The sequence below is a fragment of the Ancylomarina sp. 16SWW S1-10-2 genome, assembly GCF_009669305.1.
In the GTDB taxonomy this organism is placed as follows: Bacteria; Bacteroidota; Bacteroidia; order Bacteroidales; family Marinifilaceae; genus Ancylomarina.
This window is the reverse complement of the sequence record NZ_SADB01000021.1, coordinates 44,086-68,177: the sequence shown is the minus strand read 5'-3', so window position 1 is coordinate 68,177 and position 24,092 is coordinate 44,086. Positions and strand designations below refer to the sequence as shown.

The following is a 24,092-nucleotide window of genomic DNA, read 5'->3' as shown; positions in this document are numbered from 1 at the left end:
TATTTCAAAAACATCAGTTTATTCTAATCCTATTAAAAGAATCATGAAAAAAATTAACATATACTCTATATCCCTGAGTATAGCATTCCTTTTATTTATTAGTAATATCATTTTGATTAGTACAGGACATATAGAACAAGCAGGGATACCCTTAGTTGCTTTATTTTGTTTTCTTGCTTTAGGATTTAAAGGCTATAAAGCCCTAAATAGCTACGTGTATACCGCTTTACTTTTTGTAGGAATAGTACTGGCCTTTTATTATCCCAACTACTTTATAACTATTAAAGGATATGAGTTAACAAATCTTATTGTACCCCTAATTCAAATAATAATGTTTGGAATGGGAATAGCTATGAGTTTAAAAGATTTCGCAACTGTTTTTAAATCTCCCAAAGCCGTATTGGTGGGTGTATCTGCCCAATTAGGTGTTATGCCTATTATCGGTTTTTTATTAGCCAAATTCAGTGATTTCCCTCCAGAAATTGCCGCGGGTATAATTTTAGTTGGCTCATCACCAAGTGGAGTTGCATCTAACGTAATCGCCTATTTAGCAAAAGCTAATGTAGCATTATCAATAACTATTACATCCATAGCTACTTTAATTGCCCCTTTCGCGACTCCAGTTCTAATGAAATTATTAGCAGGGGAATTTATTGAAATTGATGTGTTATGTATGATGTGGACCATTATTAAAATGATTATTCTTCCAATTGGTACCGGCTTAATTCTTAACCAAATTCTTGGAAATAAAGCTAAAGTTTTCGATAAAATAATGCCTATTATTTCTATGGTAGGAATAGGACTAATAATAGCTATTATCACTGCTAAAGGTAGAGATAGCCTTTTAAATATTGGTGGTCTATTATTACTACTTGTTTTTATACATAACATATCTGGTTACACACTAGGATACTGGTATGCCCGTTTATTAAGACTAAATGAAAAAGATGCTCGCACTATTGCTATTGAAGTAGGCATGCAAAATGGCGGATTGGCTTCTGGTATTGCAAATTCCCTAGGTAAAATTGCAACCATGGGCTTAGCTCCTGCTGTATTTGGCCCAATAATGAATATTTCTGGTTCTATTTTAGCCTCCTTTTGGCAAAAAAGAACACCAAAAGAAACTCCTAAGTCTAAATAATTAAGTTCGATTTGTAAAAACGCCATTATTTCCTTAAAAAATATCATTTTATGAAAAACAAAGAACTAAACCTGTCTATATTTTCAAAACATTTGAAATTTTTAGACTATAACAGCATGAGCGAAGCAGTTAAAGAAATGGGATTCGACGGCATTGATTTAACCGTGAGACCAAACGGACATGTTTCGCCAGAACGAGTACAAGACGATCTTCCCAGGGTTACCGAAGCCATGAAATCCTTCAATCTTGAGCCGAATATGATTTGCTCAAATGTAAAGGATGGTAAAAATCCTGTTGATGCAAAAGTGTTAGAAGTAGCCAGTGAATTAGGCTATAAGTTTTATAGACCAGACTTGCTTACATATTCTGACAAGGAGGGCGTATTGGAAGTCGTCGAAAAAGCTAAACTGTATCTTGGTGAATTAGAAAAATTAGATGAGAAATATGGAATAAGCGCTAGCTACATTAATCTTCCAGGTCGTTTTTATGGATCTGCTATATGGGATTTGTATAGTGGCTTAAAAGGTTTGTCTCCAAAATACATCGGTAGTCAATATGATATTGTACATGCCTGCATTGAAGGAGGAACAAACTGGGATGTAGGTTTTGAACTGATTAAGCCGTACATAAATACTTTGGTTATTAAAGATTTTATCTGGGTTAAGAAAAATGGTCAATGGGCTTTCGAATATACACCTCTAGGTGAAGGAATGGTTGATTTTAAACGCTATTTTACTTTATTGAAAAAAAACAATCTTAATGTTCCTATTTCCATTCATACAGAACATGATTTAGGTGGTGCCGAAAATGGTAAAAAACCAACAATAGAAAATAAAGAAGTATTTAGACGAATAAAAAAAGATGTAGAATTCACAAGACGACTTTGGGAAGAAGTTAATCAATAGACAAATTCAATTTGATTCTGTCTCATCTACTTTAAGATTAAAATTTTATCTGTGATTTTGTACTACTTCTAAAAATAGAAGTAGTAATATTTAAAAGGAACTTGTAGACTTTTTGTCTCAAATGCCCCTCATACTAAGCTTAATTTTGAAGATACTCTTTACAAATACAAAACAAATGACAACCGAGTAAGTTAGGGAAATTGGACTCCATCGATATTCAATTCACCCCTGACCTCTCATTTTACACAAAACCGTATCTCATAATAAACAGGACAAGCAGTACTCCTCTCCTACCATACGACTCTTACAATTCAGTCAGTCTTCTCACTAGCTTAATTGATCCCCAACATAAAGGCCTTTCCCCCTCTATACTTTCTTCCATAATATTTAAAACACAAAAGAATTTTCAATTAAATTCACCACTTAATCACGCACGCAAGCTAAATTATCATGGGATTTACATGCTTACTGGAATAAATAAAAACAAGCAAAATTATTAAACATAAACATGAAAAATACAATTACATTGTAAATAATCAAAAAGATGCATTTGCAACCAGAATTCAGGGAATAAAGAGAAAAGTGTACCATAGAACTTGTGATCTCGAAATATATTTAACAAAGCACTACTAAGAGGTAAAATAAATAGTAATTTCACATTGCACACTAACTGTACGCAATTTGAAAAAAATAAAATTATAGAAAAATGGTTTTGAAAGAGGAAGAAGATGATTTTGATAACTATATGGACATTCATTTTATCCATCGTAGTAATTGGTTAAGAGCCGCTGTTCTTGGAGCAAATGATGGCATTTTATCAACTGCCAGTCTTGCAATTGGAGTAGCTGCTGCAAGCGATTTAAGAGAACCAGTCATGTTAGCAACTTTAGCAGGATTAGTAGCTGGTGCTTTATCAATGGCAGCTGGAGAATATGTTTCTGTAAGTTCTCAGGCTGATGTGGAAAAAGCTGATATTGAAAGAGAGAAAGAAGAATTAAGAGACACTCCCGAACTTGAATTACACCGATTGTCTCAAATTTATGAAGGAAGAGGACTTAAAAAAGAAACGGCATTAACTGTGGCTAAAGAATTATCAGAACATGATGTTTTAGCTGCTCACGTTCGAGACGAGTTGGGAATTAATGAGATGAGTCAGGCTAAGCCTATACAAGCCGCATTTGCCTCTGGAGCGGCATTCACCGTAGGAGGAATACTTCCTTTTTTGGTAACTTTTTTTCTACCATTAAAAAGTATTGAATATTCACTTTACGGTTTTGCGCTGTTTTTTCTAATCATATTAGGAGCATTAGCTGCTAAAGCTGGAGGTTCAAGTGTACTAAAAGCAATACTAAGAATTTCTTTTTGGGGTACTGTTGCAATGGGATTAACAGCAATAATTGGATATATGTTTGGTGTAAATCTGGGTTGATAAAATTAAAAACCACACATAATAGAAGCTAAATTATCATGGACACAGACAAGCTTACTGGCATAAATGAAAACCAGCAAGACAGCTGTACATAAACAAACGAAAAATATGGAACTACCAAAATATCATGAATCATTCATCCCTATTTTAGAGATTTTAAATTCTAAAGACTCCATTAAAAGTCGAGAATTAGCAGTTATTGTACGTGATAAATATTATTCTCATTTGCCTGAAGAATTACTCAAACAAAAAACCAGTTCTGGTGCGAATGTTTTACTAGACAGGATACTCTGGGGTAAATCATATCTCAAAATGGCTAAATTTGTTTCTTACCCTAAAAGAGGTTTAGTTCAAATTACAGAGAAGGGAAAACAAATTTTAAAAGAAGGTTCTTTGTCTTTACACGATCTTCAACATGACCAAGATTTTATCAATCATCGAGACTCTGTAAAAATTGAAAAAGAAAATGATATTGAAATTGAAACAATTAAAGTTGAGAATGCATCACCGCAAGACCTTATCGATTCTGGATTTTCAACCATTGAAAAGAAAGTAAAAACTGAACTTTTAGAAAAACTCAAAGAACTAGATCCTTATTATTTTGAAAAAGTAATTCTTATTCTGCTTAAAAAAATGGGTTATGGTGATTTTATAGAAACCGCAAAATCAGGTGATGGAGGAATAGATGGTATTATAAATGAAGACAAGTTAGGACTTGAAAAAATTTATACACAAGCAAAACGCTACAATGAAAACAAAGTGCGTGAAAAAGACATAAGAAATTTCATAGGTGCTATGAGTGGTGACACAAGTAAAGGCGTTTTTATAACAACATCTACATTTGATGATGCCGCTATAAAAAAAGCAAGAGAAGCGCATCATTCAATTATTTTAATTGCTGGTACTAAATTAGTAGATTTAATGCATCAATATAATGTAGGTATACAAGTTAAAACGGTTTATGAAGTAAAAGAAATTGATAATGATTTCTTTGAAGAAGAATAACCATATAGAAACTTTTATATAAGTAATGACAAGAAGACTGTAAAATTTATTCCCTCTATAAACTTTACCCAAAGACTTAAACAGAAACCAGTACCTCTATTATACCTAAGCCTAGCGACAAACAAAACATCCTTAAATAAACATGAACAAGCAATTAGAAAATGACATGAATAATATTGATGTGTTACATGAGAAAGTAAAACTTCAACGGATGTAATTAAATTTGAAACGGCTAAGCTTTTAGGCAATTTTATTGAAAAAAGTGAACGATTTGAATTACTTGCACCTATAAGACTAAATAATGTATGTTTTACAATAAAAGGTAACAATAAAGGAAACGAAGTGCTAAACTTTTTAAAAGCATTAAATAATTCGGGTAAGGTATATATGACACCAACAATTTATAATAAAACTCAAGGAATAAGAGCTTCATTTGTTAATTGGCGAACAAACTCATCGGACATTGAAATTGTAATTAACGAAATGAATAAGATCGTTATAAACAACTAAACATAACTCACTTTAAAATAATCTACAAGGTGGAATTCAGGAAATAATTTAGACAACTCTTCATTAAATTAGAATTTCATGAGAAAAATAAGACATATAAATACTAGGCAATAAATTCACAACTCAAAGACCGTGAAGTGGTAAAAGATGCAGTAATTTATTAAACCCTTGATTACCTAATTGAAACTATACAAGACGAAAAATTCATCAATTTTCAATACTACACATTAGACTCCCTTAGAAATAACTAACACACTAACACTTAACAAAATGACTACAAAATGCACCTTTAAGATTAGAATAAAATAGTAATTAAGAATAACTATTTTTGACTAACTTACAATCCTTCAAATACAAAAAATAAAATCAATATGAATTTAGATTACCCTACAATATTATTTTTTTTTGTAATAACCAACATATTTAATATTGCACTTTTCTCCTATCAATATTTTTTTCATCATAAAAGGTGGTATTTATCAATGTTTATTCTGGGTATTGTATTTCAAACAATAGCCATGATTCTTATAGCCTTCAGAAATAGCCTACCTTTCTTATACTCCGTCCAAATAAGTAATTTCTTTTTTATTTCCAGTTTTGCAATAACAACTTTTGGTCTTATTTCCTTTGATGACAAAATTCGAAAAAATATTTTATGGCTTTTCGTTATTTTCACTTTTCTATTTTATTTTTCTTTTCTACTAGTCGCAAAAGACAATATAATTCGAATTATTATTCAGATAATTGCTTGTGCATTTTTTTATACAATAGGAGCATTGAGCCTCTTTACCAATAAAAAAAAATACAAATTTGCCATTATTATAAGTATTGCACTCATAATATATACTATTTTTCAACTTTACCGAGCCTCTATTTTATATCACATAGATAAACCTTATCTTTTTTTGAAAGGTTCTACTGTTGACAATTGGTATCTTATAATTTCTTTGTTTATCGTAAGTACCGTTAGAATTGGTTTCATAATGCTTTTAAAGGAAATAGATGAAAACACAATACTTTTAAAAAATACTAGAATACAAAAGGATAAACTTAAACTTGAGGAGTCAAATAAAACTAAAGACAAACTATTTTCTATTATCGCTCACGACTTAAGGAGTCCGTTTAACAGTATTTTAGGTTTTTCGGGACTGTTAATTGAAAATGTAAAAACCCTTGAAATTGAAAAATCTGAAGAGTATTTAGGTTTTATTAATTCATCAGCCCAAAATACACTTGTTTTGCTCGACAATTTATTGAATTGGGCTAAATCACAAACGGGACAAATAAATTTCAATCCACAACAGATAAATTTATCATCAACTATTAACGAACTCGTGGAAGGATCAAATTCATTAGCAGCAGCTAAAGAAATATCATTATGCTATAATAAAACAGAAGAGGTTACAGTTTATGCCGATGAAGACATGTTAAAAATAGTTTTACGAAATCTTATTTCAAACGCAATCAAATTTACTAAGCCAAGTGGTAACATAAATATTTTAGCAGAAAAAGGACAAAACCAAATTGAAATTACAATTTCAGATAATGGTATTGGAATGAATGAAGAATCTAAAGCTAAATTGTTTAAAGTTGGAACAAATAAAACATCGATTGGAACAGCAAACGAAAAAGGTTCTGGTTTAGGCTTAATACTTTGCAAAGAACTTGTTGAAAAACAAGGCGGGAAAATTTGGATTGAAAGCGAATTGGGCAAGGGTAGTGATTTTAAATTTACTTTGCCTTTGAAAAGTTAAAAGAGTGAGAAAAAAACAGCTAAAAAAGCCTTCAAACAAAAGCATTTTTTAGCTGTATTTATTTATGAATTCATAAATAGTTTAATATCATCTTCAACAAAAGACATTAATCTAAATAGAACTTCCCTTTTTTGAAAATTCTTTTACCCAAATAAACGAATGGTGTATCGGCTGCAGCAACAATAAATTTCAAGAAATATGTGCTTATAAATATCTCCCACATAACAGACGTTTCAAATACACCCCAAAAAGCAATGATTACAAATACGGTACTATCTATCAACTGAGAAATACATGTGCTTAAATTATTACGTATCCAAATTTGACTGTCTGTTGGGAAGTGCTTACGCCAAAAGTGATAAGCCCAAATATCGTGTCGTTGAGAAAGTAAATATGCCGCAAGGCTAGCAATAGCAATACGTGGCATTAAACTAAATATTGTACTGGTTGCTTCGTGTGCAACACCTGCAAACTCATCTCCTTTTAGGGGAATAAAGAACAAGGCTAAATTCATTAATAAAGTCATGGAAATGAGACTGAAAAATCCTATCCAAACAGCCTTTTTTGCTTCTTCTTTACCGTAATTTTCTGACAGAATATCAGTTACTAAAAACGACGAGGCGTATACAATATTACCTAAGGTAGCAACGAATCCAAAAAGTTCAACAGTTTGAATAACTTGAACATTAGCAATAATAACAGAAATTGGAATCCAAATAATAAGGCCCCATTTACCAAAAATACGATATGCTAAAATAATTAATAGGAAGTTTGCCAACAACATGGTTAGCCATAAAATTTCATTTTGCATTTTTTTAATTTTTTTTAATTAAAGCTTGAAAGAATATTCACAAACAATTGTTGTATGTTTTTTTCAAAACTTCAGCGCAGGGAGATGCCACCTGCTTTGTTTATATTAATTTTCAGGATGCAAAGGTAAATAAAATTGCCTATTTAGAAGGCTATCCTAAATTTATAATTATCAAAATTTAAATGTTATCGTATAGAGTAAAATCCACATAGGGAAATACACTCCTAATCATTTTATATCGCAAAAAAACACTACATAAAACCATTGAGAAAGACTCTCCTACCCTGGACTTGCAACAAAAAAGTGGACAATAAGTTAAGTCATGCTGCATCCTTTTCATTATTTAATAGTCTTCCGTATATTCTAAAGGCGAAAGATAATTTAAAGAAGAATGCCTTCTATATGAATCTGAAACACCATTCTATTTCCATAGCTATAAAAAGGACTAAACATTCACTTAGTAAGGACATTTAAATATGAAAGAAAAATTGACCTAGTTTAATAGATCTAATACTTTATGAAGAATAATCTGTAAAGCATATTTAACACTAGACAATTATCAATATATAAAAAGGGCTTCTTAATTGTAAAAATTAGAAGCCCTTTTGTGAGAATTTATAATTATTTTAAAATTGTCTTTTTAATTTTTTTGCAACAACTTCGGCAGCTTTAATTAACGGATAAGCAGCAGGAGAACCTGTAAGTAAAGGATGCGTACCAATTTGAGCAGATAATAAAGTTTTTATGTTGGTGTGGCTCTGAATTAAAAACCCTATAGAGTTTGTTAGTTCTCCTACACTACAACCACCACAAACTTCACCACCTAAAATCATACCACAATCAGCAGCAACAATTAATTTCACAGTTTGTTCATGCATACCTTCAAGTGTACCAGGATGTTTATCCATTCCCGTAAAACTTCCAGCAACCACACTAAAATTTTCATCTTTTGCTTTAGATTCAATAATACCAGCCGTACCAAATGCCGTTTTACCAATGGCAGTATCGTAAATGGCAATCGTGCCACTAAATGATTTACAAGGACTTAATTCGTACAAACTCATACCCGCAACTCTGGCTTCAGCACATGCTGTTGATGCAAGCATAGTCGTACATAATTTTCTGGTTAAGAAATCTCTTTTCTCAGCACAATCACCAACAGCAAAAATATCATTGGAACAATCATCAACACGCATATATTCACACGTTTTAATAAATCCATATTTATTTAATTCAAGACCCGATTTTTTTGCCAATGTCGTGTTTGGCATATAACCCATAGAAAGCACAACAGCATCAGCTTCAAGCTCTTCTCCTGTAGTTAAAATAACCTTTTGTACTTTACCGCCTTTTCCAATAATTTCTTTTACGCCTTTACTTGTAATAACTTTAACGCCACGAGATCTTAATAACTCTTCAGCTTTGTCTCCAAATTCTTTATCAAAAGCTCTATTTAGTATGGAAGATTCGATTTCAATAAGAGTCACATCACGCCCTTCTTTATTCAATTCATCCGACATTTCCACCCCAATAAATCCAGCACCAATTGTAATGATTTTTTTCAAATCCTTCAATTTAGTATACATTTCATCTAGATAAAACTTATCTTTTGGAATAGTAAACACATTTTCAAGATCACCACCTTTTAGCCACTTAGGAATAGTCGGAACAGAACCTGTTGCAAATATTAGTTTTTCAAAATACAGTTTTACCTTATTTGACAAATAACATATATGGTTCTCTATATCAACGTCTATAACTTCAGCAATTTTTATTTCAACGCCAACATTAGTCAACATTTTATCGGGCATAATGTTTTTGTCTGTAGCATGTAAAGACCCAAAAATGTATGGAATACCACAAGGAACTAACACTTTTTCCTCTTTTCTAACCACAATAACTGACTTATCTGGATTATTTGTTTTTGCACTTATAGCAGCTTGAAGACCAGATGCACCACCACCAATAATTAAAACATTAACTTTCTCCATTATTGTAAATATTTAGATGTTTAGATATGAAATATATTGTGAAATTAATAATTTATTTTTTGCCATTTTGTGTCCATAATCAATTTTATACCAATCTAGAAGTCAATTTATAACGTTTACAATTAAGACATAAAAATATAACCTTAAAATATCAGCTATATTCTATGACTGATGGATTAAAAATCCATATCAATTTTAAACATCCTTTAAACCTCATAATTTAAAACTTAATTCTGCCGCTTTATTTATTTTAACCGAGACTTTACCTAAAAAATTTATTTAATGTCTAAAACTGATAAATTCTAAATATTTTTTTTATAATTTAGATGTGTCTAAAAATTAATTTAAACTTAAGCGAATATAATTTTCATGCTTACAAAATCGGAAGAAAATTACATTAAAGAGATTTATGCTTTAGAGCAAAAACACAAAGCAGATGTCAATACAAATCTACTTGCTGAAAAAATTGAAACTAAAGCATCATCAGTTACCGATATGCTTAAGAAATTAGCAAAAAAAGAATTATTAATATATCAGAAGTACAAAGGCGTTAAATTAAACTCGAAAGGTGAAAAAATCGCTCTTTCTGTGATAAGAAAACATAGACTTTGGGAAACTTTTCTTGTGGAGAAATTAGATTTTAGTTGGGATGAAGTACATAAAGTCGCAGAACAACTAGAACACATTCGTTCGGAAAAATTGACAAATAAACTAGATGTTTATTTAAATTTTCCTAAAGTTGATCCTCATGGAAACCCGATTCCTGATGTTAATGGTAAGCTTATAATAATTGATGCCGTTTGTCTTGATCAATTTGAAATTGAGGAAGAAGGAATTTTTATTGAAGTAAAAGATGAATCTGAAAACTTTTTGAAATACTTAACAAAAAACAATATTGTAATTGGTGCTAAAATAAAAGTACTTGAAAAAGAAGAATTTGACAATTCATTCAAAATCGAAATAGATAGAAAACAATTTAATATTTCGGAAAACGTAATTAAAAATTTATACTTAAAAAAATGAATTATAACCCAATAACAGCTCTTCTCATATTCTTTGGAATTAGTTTATTGCTTTTTTTTGTTTTCAGACCTAAAAAAGGAATTTACTCTTTACTGAAAAATATGTATCACCAAGAGGACAAGATGATTATAGAAGATATATTAAAATTCCTATATCATAATCAAACATCCAACAAGCACATAACTACCAACCATTTAACTAGTACTTTAGAATTTTCGAATGATATAATTGTCGAGAGTCTAAAAACAATGCTGGCCAATGAGTTAATTTCATTAGAAAAAGACAGTTATAAATTAACGACAGCTGGAAGTGAATATGCTTTACAAATAATTAGAGCTCACCGATTATGGGAAAAATATTTATCTGAAAAAACAGGCTTTCATAAAGAAGAATGGCACGAAAGAGCAGAGAAAAAAGAGCATGAATTAAGTCAATCTGAAATAGATAAACTCTCGAACCTTTTAGGACATCCAAAATTTGACCCACATGGCGATCCAATACCAACAAAAAAAGGGAAAATGGTTAGTTCAAAAGGTATTCCATTATCGTCTCTTAAAGAAGGTGACATAGGTAAAATTATACATATTGAAGATAAGCCAGATATTATTTACAAACAGATATTAGCAGAAAATATCTATTTATATTCTACTGTTAGAGTTATTGAAAATAACCCTAAACGTATTGTATTTCATTCAGAAGGAGAGCAATTTATTTTAGCACCAATAGTAGCAGGAAATATTACCATCTCATTATTAGAAAAAGATGAAATACAAGAAGAAAATATTGCCCGTTTATCGAGTTTAAAATTTGAAGAAACAGCAATGATTGTTGGATTATCGAAAGAATGTAGAGGTGAAAGTAGAAGACGATTATTGGATTTAGGCTTCGTTAAAGGAGCAATTGTAGCCATCGATTTATTAAATCCTTTAGGTGATCCTAAAGCCTATTTAATAAAAGGAACATCTATTGCATTAAGGAAAGATCAAGCGTCAAAAATTTTAATAAACAGAAATTAGTAATGAAAAATAAACCCCAAAGTGCTTGCGAAACCTGTGCTCATTTTAATGCTGACGGACTTAAAAAGCTAGGTGTAAAAACTGGTGATTTTGATTTTGTAGTGGCTCTTGCTGGCAATCCTAATACAGGTAAAAGTACCGTTTTTAATGCCCTTACTGGTTTACGACAACATACAGGAAATTGGCCTGGTAAAACCGTTACAAGAGCTGAAGGAGCATTTGAGTATAACAACGAAAAATTCAAACTGGTAGATTTACCTGGAACCTATTCGTTACTATCGACATCGGAAGACGAAGAAGTTGCTAGAGATTTTATCCTTTTTGGAAAACCAACAGTTACAGTAATTGTGGTAGATGCTAGTAGGTTAGAACGTAATCTAAATTTAGTATTACAAATTCTAGAAATTACAAACAATGCTGTTTTATGTCTAAACTTAATAGACGAAGCGGAAAGAAATAATATCAAAATAGATACCAGAATTTTAGCAAAAGACCTTGGCATTCCTGTTGTACCAACAAGCGCAAGGTTTCAAAGAGGAATTCCTGAACTTATTCAAACTATAAGTGAATTGGCTAATGGAAAAATAAAATGCAAACCACGAAAAATAAAAAATATTCCTAAAAATATTGAGAGTTCAATTCAAAAATTGAGTAAAACAATAGAAAAAGAATATCCCAATATTTCAAATAGTAGATGGATAGCTTTTAGATTATTAGAAGGAGATGCTCAAATAATAGAAGCTTTAAAAACAGGTAAAATAGCTAGCAATGAATACTAAAAATATAGATGATATAATCGCATTATCAGAAGAATTACGTTGGGAAATTGGCGATGACTTTCACGATAACCTAAGTGAAAGTATTTATGCTGATGCTTCTAGAATTGTAGAAGATGCGGTGACAAAAGATAATAAAAAATCGAAATTTAGATTAGACGCTAGAATAGACAAAATTGTTACAAGTAGAATTTGGGGCTTTCCTATTATGCTTTTTATTTTAGGAGCTGTTTTATGGCTTACCATTATTGGAGCCAATTACCCTTCTTCTATGTTAGCTTCATTGCTCTTAGATAACATTCATCCAATTTTGAAAGATTTTGGAACAAATCTAGGTTTTCCTTGGTGGTTAAATGGATTTTTATTTGATGGTGTCTATTTAGCTGTGGCTTGGGTTATAGCAGTTATGCTGCCACCTATGGCTATCTTTTTCCCACTGTTTACACTTTTTGAAGATTTTGGTTATTTACCTAGAGTCGCTTTTAATATGGATAACCTTTTTAAAAGATCTGGAGCTCATGGAAAACAAGCATTAACAATGAGTATGGGCTTTGGTTGTAATGCAGCAGGCGTTGTTGCAACACGTATTATTGATAGTCCGAGAGAACGCTTAATTGCGATTATTACCAATAATTTTTCTTTATGTAATGGTCGTTGGCCAACACAAATATTATTAGCCACTATATTTATTGGGGCTGTTGTGCCTGAATCATATTCAAGTTTAGCTTCTTTATCGGCTGTAATAGGTATTGCTATTTTAGGTATTTTCTTTATGTTTTTCTTCTCTTGGGCCTTATCCAAAACCGTATTAAAGGGAGAGGTTTCTACATTTAATTTAGAGTTGCCACCATACAGACCACCTGTTTTTTGGAAAACAATTTATACATCACTAATCGATAGAACTTTAATTGTTCTATGGCGAGCTATCGTATTTGCTGCACCGGCAGGAGCAGTTATCTGGTTGATTTCTAATGTATTTATTGGCGACCAAAGTGTTGCCTCTTGGTTAATCGATTCCTTTGATGACTTTGGCTTTTTATTGGGTTTAAATGGTGTAATTCTACTAGCTTACATTGTTGCCATTCCTGCCAATGAAATCGTAATACCTACAATACTTATGCTAACCGTAATGGTTACTGGTATTTCTGGTGGCGTTGGTGATGGTGTTATGTTTGAACTAGACTCTGTAACTGCCACAGCAGATATTTTAAGAGCAGGTGGTTGGACGCTACTTACAGCAATAAATGTCATGTTATTTAGTTTATTGCATAATCCGTGTAGTACAACAATATATACTATTTACAAAGAAACCAATAGTTTAAAATGGACTGTAGTAGCAACTTTACTTCCAGTTTTTGCTGGTTTTATTATCACTTTTTTAGTTGCTCAACTATGGAGAATTTTCATATAAAAACAATTCAAAAGGGAGTTTACAAAACTGAAACTTTAATATTTTGATATTAGATTTATACACAAAAAAAGAATGGGGTTAAACAAGTTGTTTAACCCCATTGAATTTAATCAAATAGATATTTTACATTAAACTATAGGCAACAGTTACTCCCGACATTACAATAGCAACCATACTCATCAATTTAATTAATATATTAAGACTTGGTCCTGATGTATCTTTAAAGGGATCACCCACAGTATCACCAATTACGGTTGCTTTATGAGCAGGAGAACCTTTACCTCCTAAGTGTCCTGATTCAACGTATTTTTTTGCATTATCCCAAGCACCCCCAGAATTTGCCATAAAAACAGCTAAAACAAAACCGGCACCTAATCCGCCTACCAATAAACCCATCGTACCAGCAACTCCAAATACCAAGCCGACAACAATAGGAACAGTAATTGCCAAAATTGAAGGCAACAACATTTCTTTTTGAGCCCCTTTAGTCGAAATAGCAACACAATTGGCGTAATCTGGTTCATTTTTACCTTCTAAGATACCAGGTATTTCACGAAATTGTCTTCTTACCTCATCTACCATTTTTCCAGCCGCTCTACCAACTGCATTCATGGTTAAACCACAAAATACAAATGCCATCATCGATCCCAAAAATATACCGATTAATACGGTTGGATTCATCAGGTTAACTTTAAAAAAGTTCATGAAATCCATCAAGTTGATTGAACTAACGTCACTAGCTGAGAATACGGTATGTCCACTTGGGAAAGCATAACTTTCAGCCGTTTCAAGCAAACGAATAATACCCACTTTAAGTTCTTCGATATAAGAAGCTAATAAAGCTAAACCAGTTAAGGCAGCAGAACCAATAGCAAATCCTTTACCTGTTGCTGCAGTTGTATTTCCTAGAGAATCAAGAGCATCAGTACGTTTTCGAACTTCAGCACCGAGCTCACACATTTCTGCATTACCTCCTGCATTATCAGCAATTGGTCCGTAAGCATCAGTAGCTAAAGTTATTCCCAAAGTAGAAAGCATTCCTACTGCAGCAATACCAATACCATATAAACCTAAACCCATATTAGCCATATCAAATCCTGAAGCAAACATAAATGAAAACATAATACCTAAAACAACTGCCACAACAGGAATTGCTGTTGAAATCATTCCCATTCCCAAACCAGAAATAATTACAGTAGCAGCTCCTGTATTAGAACTTTCTGCAATTTTTTGTGTTGGACGATACTCTTCTGAGGTGTAATATTCTGTTGCACGCCCAATAATTATTCCTGTAATCAATCCTGTAACAATCGCAGCCCAAATTCCCCAAATATTATCAAGCTTAAGAACATAAAGAATGATCCATGAGAAAACGACAATCAAAGCAGAACTAATATTTGTTCCTCTTGACAAGGATTTAAGTAATTGTTTTTGAGTAGCACCTTCTTTGGCCTTAACCATAAAAATACCAATAATAGAAAGCAGTATTCCAACCGAAGCAATCAACATAGGAGCTAAAATTGCCTTCATTTGTAATTCAGGGGTTTTTATAAAAGCTGCAGCACCAAGCGCCGCAGTAGCTAATATTGAGCCACAATACGATTCGTACAAATCGGCTCCCATACCAGCAACATCACCTACATTATCACCAACATTATCAGCAATCGTAGCAGGATTTCTTGGGTCATCTTCGGGAATCCCCGCTTCTACTTTTCCAACAAGGTCACCGCCAACATCAGCAGCTTTTGTGAAAATACCACCACCTACTCTAGCAAATAAAGCTTGAGCTGATGCTCCCATACCAAATGTCAACATGGTTGTTGTAATAATCATCATTTTTTCAGCTATAGTTGGCTCATCTACAAAATAGTTAAGCACAATAAACCAAGCTGAAATATCAAAAAGACCAAGTCCTACGACAACAAGTCCCATAACAGCACCACTTCTGAAAGCCACTTTTAAAGCAAGACTCATAGATGTTCTAGCAGCATTTGCCGTTCTAGCTGAGGCATAAGTGGCTGTTTTCATACCAAAGAAACCGGCTAATGCAGAAAAGAAACCACCCGTAAGAAAAGCTCCAGGAACCCATTCGTTTTGTAAATTAAAACCATAAGCTAATATGGAAAACAGAATTACTATAACTAGAAAAAAGATACCTACTATTTTATATTGCTGTTTTAAATATGCCATTGCTCCCTTTCGAACATGAGAAGCAACTTTTATCATTTTATCGGTCCCTTCACTTTCTTTCATTACTTGTTTAAAAAAGTAAAAGGCAAAGCCTAAAGCAATTAGAGAGCTTATTGGGATCAACCAAAATATATTATCAATGTTTTGCATTTTTGTTGTGTTTTTTAATGTTATGTTTTATTTCAATCCAATAGCTTTAGCTGATCTCCACCATACATAATGCTTATCATTCAACTCTTCTTCTGAAGGGAAAGGATAATAGATCATTTCTTTATTATCACCGATGAAAAAACCATTCTTAATTGTTCTAAAAAAGAGTTCCCGTGAGAAGAAACGCATAATAGTTTTTTGAACTTTACCCGGTTCTTCATTAAGAATCTTCATACAATCTCGTATATGATCTAAATTTGGATAAGGCAGATTATGTGCGGGTGAATTTTCAAAATCATCTGTCAATCCGTTCAATTGCAAGTCTACAAATGCCAACTTAGGAACACAAATTTGTTCTTTTCCTCCTGTCATGTAATTTAAGAATTTCAAGGGAGCTAATTTACTGATAATTCTAGGTGCAATCGGACAAAGTTCCTGATACAAGTACGCACTAGATTTAACATCGCCGGTATAATCTCCTTTTTTAATTTCCATTGTTCGCCCATCGTCCGTTGTCAGATATAAACTTTTAAAAGCTTTAACCGGAATCGTTTCCAATGCACGATAAATAGAAAGATAAACCGAGCTTTTAGGTCGTCCTCCTTCTTGAGGAACACATCTTTTCTTTATATATTCCATAGGAAGAATATCCTCAATAGCATCACTGTCAACCTCAAGAAAAATTACCTGCCCATGCGTACGCTTATGAGTTCCTACTGCCATATAGCTTCCAAATTCTGTAGGAGAAAGCATGGAGGCAATTAAAGCTTCAGGCGTTAGATTTAAATAAATGTTTGGTTTCATCATTTACTTTGGGTTTAGAGTTAAAACAATATGTTACGCTTTATTATGAAAAAATAAAGTGTTTTGATACAAATTAAATATACAGTCATTATTTTGGGTAATAATGATAGTAGTAGAGTCAATTGATACTTTATAGATCTATCCTTTTTGAATTCATCAGCCTAACATCACCTCGATATAGCTAACAAAATAAAATCTCATTTTTCAAAAATACACAAACAAATGTATAAGAATAATTTATAAATTCTCACAAATAGTCGTATAAATTACATTTTTATAGTTTTCATAATCCACGCATAAAATAAAATACTATATTCACAACACCTCTACATCATCATAATTTAGCTATGAAACACAGGAAAACAAAGCGAACTAAGTGATCTCATCCTCAACAAATAGATAACTAAAACACAACTAACTCTGGTGTAAAAAAATATTTTGAAAGATTTAGACTCAGCTATCAACTTTACTTCATAATATTTTAAATTCGAAAAGACTAATACTACTTAATGCATTAAAAACAGGCACAATGAATCACAACCAAAGAATTAAACAATAGAAAATTAACACACACACACCATCTGCATTAGTATAACAGAAATAGGAAACTCTTTGAAGAAGGAAGCTATCAATAAAATTAAAGTTGCAATTGGGAAAAGATAATTAAGATAAGATTATCTCATTTTGATAAGTGAATAAGAAATTAAAATATGGATCAGACTTACATTCGAACAAGCTGTCAATAAACTATTCTGTTAGAACTATTTTAATAAGGCTTCGAAATTCACCAAACAGTAAAATTAAACTATCCGTAACACGGATAAGAAAAGGTATATCTATTCAAGAAATAAACTCAGAATTAGTCTTGATTTCTAAATATTGATGGACTAACGCCTACATTTTTTTTGAAGAATCGAGAAAAGCTACTTATGGAATCAAAACATAGTACGAAAGCCAATTCTTTGGTTGTAATTTCTCTTTTGAGAAGTCTGCGTTTAGCTTCAGTAATTATTAGCTATTTTTAGTCTTTTTACTGCTATATCAATTACTGTCCCACACTTTCAAAATAAACCAAACATAATAAACTAACAACAAATCCTTATTGCCAAGCTGATGTCTCGTTTAAATAAATAATACAACTCGTAAACAATAACAATTTGAGCTATAAATATTAGCTTTGTAAGCTAAAAAATGTATAATGTATATGGTCTATTTATAACAAAACGGGTTATATTCAGACTGTCAACTCTTCGTTGGAGTAAGGCTAAACAGAGCTTGTTCTAAACATTAGTCATCAATTAAACAAAAGCACTAAAACACTGATAAAATTGGGAATCCCCCCAAAGTCATGTTAAAGAATTAAAATCATCAGTATTATTAAAAATTATATTTTATGAAAGGATATATACATGTATACACTGGTAACGGAAAAGGAAAAACCACAGCAGCATTTGGTCTTGCATTAAGAGCTATTGGCGCAGGTAAAAAGGTGTATATCGGTCAATTTGTAAAAGGGCTAGTCTATTCGGAGGTTAAAGCATCACGACAATTTCTTCCAAACATTACTGTTGAACAATATGGAATAGATTGCTTTATTGAAAAGGCTCCAACGCAAATAGATATTGATGTAGCACGTAAAGGACTTGAAAAAGTCTCGAAGATTATTTCATCGGCTAAATATGATGTCGTTATTCTCGACGAAGCCACTATTGCTATCTATTTTAAGCTTTTTTCGGTCGAAGAGCTTATTGAACTTCTAAAAAAGAAACCAGATGAAACTGAAATTATTATTACAGGTAGATACGCCCCTACTGAGTTAATTGAAATTGCTGATTTAGTAAGTGAAATGAAAGAAATAAAACACTATTACACCAAAGGTGTTGAAGCAAGAGAAGGTATTGAATGTTAATCATTTTAATTATCGAAATAGTTTTAAGCTGCAACAATAGAAATTGATTTTCACTTTTTCTACAATGCAAAATGGCCTTGACTCCAATTAGAATCAAGGTCATTTTGTATAAAAGATATTTAGATTTAATTATTTCACACTTACTTTTTTCAACACCAATTTCTTCTGTTTAGCCACATATAAAAAGATAGACAATGTTGCTATCATAGAAAGAATACCCATTGTATAAGAAATAGTTTGTGATAACTGAAAACCTTCTGGTGCGATAAGAATATAAGTTGTTACTACAGCCGTCATAAAACAAGCGGGAATGGTTGCAAACCAGTGGCTGCGTCCTTTAGTTACCATATACATAGCAGCAGTCCACAAAACAATAGTAGCAAGAGTTTGATTTGCCCAACCAAAATATCTCCAAATAATAGCAAAGTTTACTTGAGTCAATAAAAACCCGATTGCAAATAGGGGAAGCGTAATAGCCAAACGCTGAATCAGTTTCTTTTGAGAATAACCAAAAGAGTCAGCAATAGTCAAACGAGCAGAACGAAAAGCCGTATCACCAGATGTAATAGGAGCAGCAACAACACCAAATATGGCCAATATACCACCAACTTTACCTAATAAACTTCCACAAATTTCATTCACAACCCAAGCAGCATTGTGTCCTGACTGTCCCATGGTTTCACCCAATTCGCGTACACCTCCAAAGAATGTCATAGCAGCAGCAGCCCAAATCATAGCTACAATACCTTCTGCTATCATGGTTCCATAAAAAATCTTTCTCCCCTGCTTCTCATTGGTCATACAACGAGCCATCAGCGGCGATTGAGTAGCGTGAAATCCAGATATAGCCCCACAAGCAATTGTAATAAATAACAAAGGAAAAACAACAAACTTAGAAGGGTTAGCATGCATATTAGAAAAATTACTTACTGTTAATTCAGGAATACTATAATCTCCATAAATTAAAGCGCCAGCAATACCAAAGGCCATAACCAAAAGTGAAATACCAAAAATAGGATATATTTTACCAATCAACTTATCAATAGGAATCATGGTTGCTAGTACATAATACAAGAAAATACCACCAATTAATATGGAAACATTAACACCTGTTAAACCAGTAAGAATAGCTGCAGGACCTTTTATAAAAACAACCCCTACAAGTACCAATAAAATAACAGAGAATACACGCATAAATTTTTTAAAACCAGTTCCTAAATACTTTCCAACAACCTCAGGAATACTAGCTCCACCATGACGTACCGAAAGCATTCCAGAAAAGTAATCGTGAACTCCACCGGCAAAAATACATCCAAATACAATCCATATAAAAGCAACTGGTCCCCAAAGTGCACCCGCAATAGCTCCAAAGATTGGACCTAAACCTGCAATATTCAAGAATTGAATCAAAAAGATCTTTCTCCAGTTCATGGGAACGAAATCAACACCATCTTCTTTTGCAATAGCCGGAGTTACAGAATCAGGCTCGATACCAAATTGTTTCTCAACAAATTTTCCGTAAATAAAATACCCTACAATAAGGGCAACGATACATAAAATAAAAGTTATCATATTCGTGTTACTTAGTTTGTAAATAGCTCTTAGAAAAGTGAATCCAATTACTACAAACAAAACAAGCAGATTTAGAAAGAATAAGAAAGGTGGGAAAAACCTATTTATAAGACACAAAACACCCAATTAGGAATGGGTGTTTTTACCCATATTTTTGACACAAAAACACATAAACAACTATACACAAGACTACTCCATTCTTTATTTTGAATGCATCTACACAGTATAAAACGTTTGCGTAACAAAAAAAAGGACCTCTCATTTGTAAAAAAATCACTTTTAAAAACATCACAAATAAGAGTCATTAAAACCTAATATAATCCATTAATTTGGCTTAGACCTCAATAATTTTATTTTTCACGGCATACATCACCAATGAGGTTGCATTAGGACAATCTGTTTTACTCAAAAGATTGGAACGATGGCGCTCGACAGTACGATGACTTATGAACAGTTTCTCTGCAATATCATTATTACAAAACCCCTTACAAATCAATTTCAGGATTTCTAACTCTCGTTGAGTTAATTTAACAACCTCAGTCTGAAATTGCTTTCGTTTCTTTTTATCAAGAATACCAACCAAGAGTTCTTGAGAAAAGTAAGTTCCACCATTGATAACAGCCTGCAAAGCAGCATTCAATTCCTCAACACCAGAATTCTTCAAAAGAAACCCCTGAACGCCAGCATCAACCATCTGGTCGTAATACTCCTCTTCGTCGTGCATGGAAAGTACAATAACTTTAAGCTTGGGATAAAGCTTAAGAGCCTTACGCGTAGTCTCTAACCCATTCATGTTGGGCATATTAATATCCATTAAAACAATATCGACAATTTTATTGGCTGCCATATCAAGAAATTCCAAACCATCTGAAGCTTCACCTACCACTTTAATTTCCGGAATATCATTAAGCAGAAAACGCAATCCACTGCGAAACATTTTATGATCGTCAACTAAAGCTAGCCCATACTCTTTCATTTCTTTCTATTTAGGAAGTATTACTATAAATTTTCTTTAGATTCTAAAGGAACTGAAATAATGGTCATCATACCACCATTCTCAAACTTACTTTTCATTTTATATGTTCCATTTAAAGAGCGAACACGACTCAAAATATTATGCAGTCCCATACCTGTGGATTTATCTGATTCCGTTTTTCTAATGTCGAAACCAATACCATCATCAATATAAATCAACTTTAGATCGATCTTTTCACGAGACAGATTAATCTCAATATTGTTGGCCTTAGCATGTTTAATGGTATTATTAATTAGCTCAGTCACCACTCTATAAATTACAACTTCAATCTGTTCATTCAGGCGCTCATTTAAATTTTCAGCATGAAACGTAATATTAATCGACTCAGAAACTTTTAATTTATGAGTAAAAGAATCAATAGCCTTCTCAAGTCCAAAATCGCTCAAAATATGCGGACTCAAATTATTCGAAATTTCCTTTATACTAACCAAAGCTTCGGTAACAGCCTCACGAGACACCTTAACAATTCGCTGTTTTTTCTCCTCCTCATCAGTTCGATTAAGAGCCGAAAGATAAAGATTAATACTAGATAACAATGGTCCAATTGAATCGTGCAAGTCTTTGGCAAATCGTCTACGCTCCGTTTCTTCAGTTTTTATCACAGCATTCAATACTTTACGCTCAGTTTCCTGACGTTTACTAATATCTCTCACTACGGCAAGTATCAATCGATCCTCCTCTAAATCAATAAGACTTAGGTTCATCTCAACAGGAAAGGTAGAACCATCAGCCCGTTTTTGAATAGATTCTATACTCAATGAACTATTTTGTGGACTCAGCATATTCCAATATGCCTCAAGGTTTAAACGTGTATATTTACAATCAAAACTAGCAACATTCATTTGAAGCAAGTCCTTATGATTATAACCAAATATTTTACATGCCGACGAGTTGGCATCAATAATTTCACCTGTAAAATCGTGAATCAAAATCTCGTCAGCAGCCTGTTCGACTAACGATCTCCAACGTTTTTCAGAAGCTATAATCTGTTTTTTATCTTCATGAACCTGTTCCTCAGCCAATTTTCGTTGCGTGATATCAATCAAAGTACCTACCATATTTATAGGCGCATTATCCTCATCCCTATCCAGAATTTTACCTTTTCCCTTATACCACATCCACTCGTGTTCGGCATTGCAAAATCGAAAAACCACTTCAAAAGTCTTTGTTTTACCTTTTAGATAATCTAATCGCCTTTCTTTTACAATTATCTTATCATCGGGATGAATATGAGCATATACAAATTCTATTGTATTTTTAATCAAATCAAGATCGTAACCTAGGTTCAACCAAATTTGCTTACTGCAAGTAAAACATTCTGTTTTGAAGTTGTGTTCCCATACACCATCAGAATTGGAATCTAACATCCGCAATAAACGGGTTTTATTAAGCTCCAAATCTTTATTAATTGCAAACAATCTATTTTCGTTACGTTTTCTTATGTGTCGAGTATATAAAACAATCAAAACAATAAGTAATAGGAAAACAAATGTAAGCAGTAGATAGCTTTTATTTTTTTCAAAAAAAGTCATTGGTAAATTAATAATACGACTTCCTTTGGGCAGTTCATTGGGTTTAATACCAAATCGCTTCATCTGATTATAATCAAAAATCAAACTATTATAACCTGAAGTTACATAAGGAATTTGATTAATATTTTCACCATTAATTACCCGTAAAGCAATTTGAGCTGACAACTTACCTTGGTCAAAACCACTGGTTAGCATACCTCCCACAATCCCCTCTCCCAAATAAAATACCCACGAACTATAAATAGGCAGTTTGGTAGCCTCACTTATAATTTCAATATTTTCTTGATAAGAAATATAATTGCCATCTTGGTCTTTACTGAAATTCAGAAGAAGAATGATGTTCGATTCATCCAAGCTTTTCACCTGACTTACAAGTTCTTTAATTGATAAATTCTCCAGAAAAACCAAGTTAATGTCAGTATCAATTTCGGGCCAAAATGATTTAATATAATTTCGATTGATAATGGCCGATGTGGTTTGATTATCGTTAATTACCACCAGATTTTTTGCTTTAGGGTGTAGACGAAGAGCTTCCTGAATAGTTCTTTTAAAATCTATAAACTCTGTTACACCTGTTACATTATCCATTCCCGCTATCAAACTCTCATCAAATTGATCGATTGAAGCAAAAACCACAGGTATATCCTTAAAATAGATATCCTGATATTTTCTTACAAATTCGAGTGCATTATTGTCTGATGCAATAATCACCTCAAAAGGAATATCATGGTGTCTTAGTTCGTAAAGTTTAGCAAATTCCTTTAAGTATATCGAATCAGAATTGCGCTTTGAATCCATATATTCAAACTGCAACTCCAAGTTATCGTACTGATTAAAGACAGATTGTATTCCTCGTGTAATATTATCGGTCCAGTTTAAACCTTGATGATAGGAATGCAAAACCAAAACCTTTTTCTTTCTTGCTTTTAGCGGATTAACAAGAATAAACAAGCAAAATATTAATAAAAAGTGATATTTAAATTTCATAGAACAATCGCCTTTAAGCATAAGTAATTACTGTGAAATTGAAACACACAACAATTTTATTTTGCGAAAATTACTAAAGCCACTAATTAAAAACAAATTCAATCTAAACTCATTGTAAATCGCACATCAAAATAAAATTT

The 24,092-nt window shown here is 32.4% G+C and carries 18 protein-coding genes; 10 read left to right on the top strand and 8 right to left on the bottom strand.

Going from position 1 to position 24,092, the window contains the following annotated elements; translation table 11 throughout:
- Window positions 1-43 precede the first annotated feature (43 nt).
- The 5 genes from EMN46_RS15455 to EMN46_RS19645 all read left to right on the top strand — a co-directional run bounded on the left by EMN46_RS15455 (window position 44) and on the right by EMN46_RS19645 (window position 6,744).
- A complete protein-coding gene (locus EMN46_RS15455; RefSeq protein WP_154201724.1) occupies window positions 44-1,141 on the top strand; it encodes a bile acid:sodium symporter family protein in 1,098 nt (365 codons plus the stop codon).
- 50 nt (window positions 1,142-1,191) lie between these two features.
- A complete protein-coding gene (locus EMN46_RS15450; RefSeq protein ID WP_154201723.1) occupies window positions 1,192-2,046 on the top strand; it encodes a sugar phosphate isomerase/epimerase in 855 nt (284 codons plus the stop codon).
- A 706-nt stretch (window positions 2,047-2,752) separates the two neighbouring features.
- On the top strand, window positions 2,753-3,475 hold the full coding sequence (locus EMN46_RS15445; protein ID WP_154201722.1) for a VIT family protein: 723 nt from the start codon (window positions 2,753-2,755) through the stop codon (window positions 3,473-3,475).
- 108 nt (window positions 3,476-3,583) lie between these two features.
- The gene (locus EMN46_RS15440; protein WP_154201721.1) at window positions 3,584-4,480 is read left to right on the top strand and encodes a restriction endonuclease; all 897 of its coding nucleotides are present in this window, start codon (window positions 3,584-3,586) and stop codon (window positions 4,478-4,480) included.
- Window positions 4,481-5,895: 1,415 nt separating this feature from the next.
- Window positions 5,896-6,744 (top strand): sensor histidine kinase KdpD, encoded by an 849-nt coding sequence (locus tag EMN46_RS19645; protein ID WP_195715286.1) that lies wholly within the window; start codon window positions 5,896-5,898, stop codon window positions 6,742-6,744.
- Window positions 6,745-6,850: 106 nt separating this feature from the next.
- Here the strand turns inward: EMN46_RS19645 and EMN46_RS15430 are convergent, their stop codons facing one another.
- Complete coding sequence (locus tag EMN46_RS15430; protein ID WP_154201719.1) at window positions 6,851-7,555, bottom strand: queuosine precursor transporter; 705 nt, start codon at window positions 7,553-7,555, stop codon at window positions 6,851-6,853.
- Window positions 7,556-8,181: 626 nt separating this feature from the next.
- On the bottom strand, window positions 8,182-9,546 hold the full coding sequence (locus EMN46_RS15425; RefSeq protein WP_154201718.1) for an FAD-dependent oxidoreductase: 1,365 nt from the start codon (window positions 9,544-9,546) through the stop codon (window positions 8,182-8,184).
- A 369-nt stretch (window positions 9,547-9,915) separates the two neighbouring features.
- Here EMN46_RS15425 and EMN46_RS15420 point away from each other — a divergent pair, with 369 nt between their 5' ends.
- The 4 genes from EMN46_RS15420 to EMN46_RS20040 are packed head-to-tail and all read left to right on the top strand — an operon-like array spanning window position 9,916 to window position 13,772.
- Window positions 9,916-10,569, top strand: a complete 654-nt coding sequence (locus EMN46_RS15420) for a metal-dependent transcriptional regulator (RefSeq protein WP_154201717.1) — start codon at window positions 9,916-9,918, stop codon at window positions 10,567-10,569.
- Complete coding sequence (locus EMN46_RS15415) at window positions 10,566-11,585, top strand: DtxR family transcriptional regulator (RefSeq protein ID WP_154201716.1); 1,020 nt, start codon at window positions 10,566-10,568, stop codon at window positions 11,583-11,585. The genes EMN46_RS15420 and EMN46_RS15415 overlap by 4 nt, the downstream gene beginning before the upstream one ends.
- 2 nt (window positions 11,586-11,587) lie before the next feature.
- Entirely contained in the window at window positions 11,588-12,364 is a 777-nt protein-coding gene (locus EMN46_RS20045; RefSeq protein ID WP_229130393.1) for a FeoB small GTPase domain-containing protein, read from the top strand.
- The gene (locus tag EMN46_RS20040) at window positions 12,354-13,772 is read left to right on the top strand and encodes a nucleoside recognition domain-containing protein (protein ID WP_229130392.1); all 1,419 of its coding nucleotides are present in this window, start codon (window positions 12,354-12,356) and stop codon (window positions 13,770-13,772) included. Before EMN46_RS20045 ends, EMN46_RS20040 begins: the two co-directional genes overlap by 11 nt.
- A gap of 123 nt (window positions 13,773-13,895) precedes the next feature.
- Here EMN46_RS20040 and EMN46_RS15405 read toward each other — a convergent pair whose 3' ends face one another.
- The 3 genes from EMN46_RS15405 to EMN46_RS20485 all read right to left on the bottom strand — a co-directional run bounded on the left by EMN46_RS15405 (window position 13,896) and on the right by EMN46_RS20485 (window position 17,925).
- Window positions 13,896-16,112 carry a sodium-translocating pyrophosphatase gene (locus EMN46_RS15405; protein WP_154201715.1) on the bottom strand — a complete coding sequence of 739 codons (2,217 nt, stop codon included), beginning with the start codon at window positions 16,110-16,112 and terminating at the stop codon, window positions 13,896-13,898.
- A gap of 27 nt (window positions 16,113-16,139) precedes the next feature.
- Window positions 16,140-16,919, bottom strand: coding sequence for a hypothetical protein (locus EMN46_RS15400; RefSeq protein WP_154201714.1), 780 nt, complete (start codon window positions 16,917-16,919; stop codon window positions 16,140-16,142).
- 856 nt (window positions 16,920-17,775) lie between these two features.
- Window positions 17,776-17,925, bottom strand: a complete 150-nt coding sequence (locus tag EMN46_RS20485; RefSeq protein ID WP_368667559.1) for a helix-turn-helix domain-containing protein — start codon at window positions 17,923-17,925, stop codon at window positions 17,776-17,778.
- 384 nt (window positions 17,926-18,309) lie between these two features.
- On the opposite strand from EMN46_RS20485, the gene cobO reads away from it, so the two are divergent.
- Entirely contained in the window at window positions 18,310-18,825 is a 516-nt protein-coding gene (gene cobO, locus EMN46_RS15390; RefSeq protein ID WP_154201713.1) for a cob(I)yrinic acid a,c-diamide adenosyltransferase, read from the top strand.
- Between the two features lie 129 nt (window positions 18,826-18,954).
- Here cobO and EMN46_RS15385 read toward each other — a convergent pair whose 3' ends face one another.
- From EMN46_RS15385 to EMN46_RS15375, 3 genes are all read right to left on the bottom strand, one after another.
- Window positions 18,955-20,397: a carbon starvation protein A gene (locus EMN46_RS15385; RefSeq protein WP_154201712.1), complete on the bottom strand. Its 1,443-nt coding sequence runs from the start codon at window positions 20,395-20,397 to the stop codon at window positions 18,955-18,957.
- A 334-nt stretch (window positions 20,398-20,731) separates the two neighbouring features.
- A complete protein-coding gene (locus EMN46_RS15380) occupies window positions 20,732-21,373 on the bottom strand; it encodes a response regulator transcription factor (RefSeq protein WP_154201711.1) in 642 nt (213 codons plus the stop codon).
- 23 nt (window positions 21,374-21,396) lie between these two features.
- Window positions 21,397-23,952: an ABC transporter substrate binding protein gene (locus tag EMN46_RS15375; RefSeq protein WP_195715285.1), complete on the bottom strand. Its 2,556-nt coding sequence runs from the start codon at window positions 23,950-23,952 to the stop codon at window positions 21,397-21,399.
- Between the last annotated feature and the right edge of the window lie 140 nt (window positions 23,953-24,092).

Coding starts and splice junctions, on each gene's coding strand:
- EMN46_RS15415 (WP_154201716.1), top strand. CDS start 10,566: ATGAATTATAACCCAATAACAGCTCTTCTCATATTCTTTGGAATTAGT.
- EMN46_RS15430 (WP_154201719.1), bottom strand. CDS start 7,555: ATGCAAAATGAAATTTTATGGCTAACCATGTTGTTGGCAAACTTCCTA.
- EMN46_RS15400 (WP_154201714.1), bottom strand. CDS start 16,919: ATGATGAAACCAAACATTTATTTAAATCTAACGCCTGAAGCTTTAATT.
- EMN46_RS15385 (WP_154201712.1), bottom strand. CDS start 20,397: ATGATAACTTTTATTTTATGTATCGTTGCCCTTATTGTAGGGTATTTT.
- EMN46_RS15375 (WP_195715285.1), bottom strand. CDS start 23,952: ATGAAATTTAAATATCACTTTTTATTAATATTTTGCTTGTTTATTCTT.
- EMN46_RS15455 (WP_154201724.1), top strand. CDS start 44: ATGAAAAAAATTAACATATACTCTATATCCCTGAGTATAGCATTCCTT.
- cobO (WP_154201713.1), top strand. CDS start 18,310: ATGAAAGGATATATACATGTATACACTGGTAACGGAAAAGGAAAAACC.
- EMN46_RS15420 (WP_154201717.1), top strand. CDS start 9,916: ATGCTTACAAAATCGGAAGAAAATTACATTAAAGAGATTTATGCTTTA.
- EMN46_RS20040 (WP_229130392.1), top strand. CDS start 12,354: ATGAATACTAAAAATATAGATGATATAATCGCATTATCAGAAGAATTA.
- EMN46_RS15380 (WP_154201711.1), bottom strand. CDS start 21,373: ATGAAAGAGTATGGGCTAGCTTTAGTTGACGATCATAAAATGTTTCGC.
- EMN46_RS15440 (WP_154201721.1), top strand. CDS start 3,584: ATGGAACTACCAAAATATCATGAATCATTCATCCCTATTTTAGAGATT.
- EMN46_RS15405 (WP_154201715.1), bottom strand. CDS start 16,112: ATGCAAAACATTGATAATATATTTTGGTTGATCCCAATAAGCTCTCTA.
- EMN46_RS15425 (WP_154201718.1), bottom strand. CDS start 9,546: ATGGAGAAAGTTAATGTTTTAATTATTGGTGGTGGTGCATCTGGTCTT.
- EMN46_RS15445 (WP_154201722.1), top strand. CDS start 2,753: ATGGTTTTGAAAGAGGAAGAAGATGATTTTGATAACTATATGGACATT.
- EMN46_RS20045 (WP_229130393.1), top strand. CDS start 11,588: ATGAAAAATAAACCCCAAAGTGCTTGCGAAACCTGTGCTCATTTTAAT.
- EMN46_RS15450 (WP_154201723.1), top strand. CDS start 1,192: ATGAAAAACAAAGAACTAAACCTGTCTATATTTTCAAAACATTTGAAA.